The 628-nt window shown below is 69.1% G+C and carries 1 pseudogene; it reads right to left on the reverse strand.

The features are described 5' to 3' along the window. Positions 1–628: pseudogene (locus N792_RS13285) on the reverse strand (ESPR-type extended signal peptide-containing protein); the annotation flags it as partial.

Here is a 628-nt window from a genome sequence, read left to right on the forward strand (position 1 = left end):
CGCCGACGGACACGCTGTCGGCGCGGTCGGCCAGTGAGTCCGCACCCAGCGCAACGCTGTTGGCGGCAAGTGCCATTGACGCGTTACCCAGCGCCGTGCTGTTGACACCGTTCGACCAGGCCCCGCCGCCGACGGCGGTGGAGTAGTTGCCGGAGGCCTCCGACGGCAGGAACCCGAACAGCGCGCCGCCCACGGCAACACTGTTGATGCCGCTGGCGATGCTCTGGCTGCCGATCGCGGTGCTGTCGCTGCCGCTGGCGGAGCTGAATGCGCCGACCGCTGTCGCCAGGTCGGTGGCTTCGGCGCCGTAGCCGAATGCGGATCCGAAATAGGCCGAGGAAGAGAAGCTTCCGACCGAGGTGGCGTAATCGTCGTCGGCGGTGCTGCTGTAACCGACCGCAACGGACTGCCCGCCCACGGCGGACGCCGCAGCACCGGCCGCAAGGCTCAGGAAGCCGTCCGCCTGCGCCCCCGCACCCAATGCCGTGGCACCGAAGTCACTGGCCGTGGTCTGCGCATCCAGCAATACCTCGCCGCCCTCTTCGTAGTACAGATGACCGCCGATCGCGGTGCTTGAGTCGCCATCCGCCTGGCTGCTGCTGCCGCTGGCCAGGCTGTTGTCCCCGGT

The organism is Lysobacter concretionis Ko07 = DSM 16239 (assembly GCF_000768345.1).
Classification (GTDB): Bacteria; Pseudomonadota; Gammaproteobacteria; order Xanthomonadales; family Xanthomonadaceae; genus Novilysobacter; species Novilysobacter concretionis.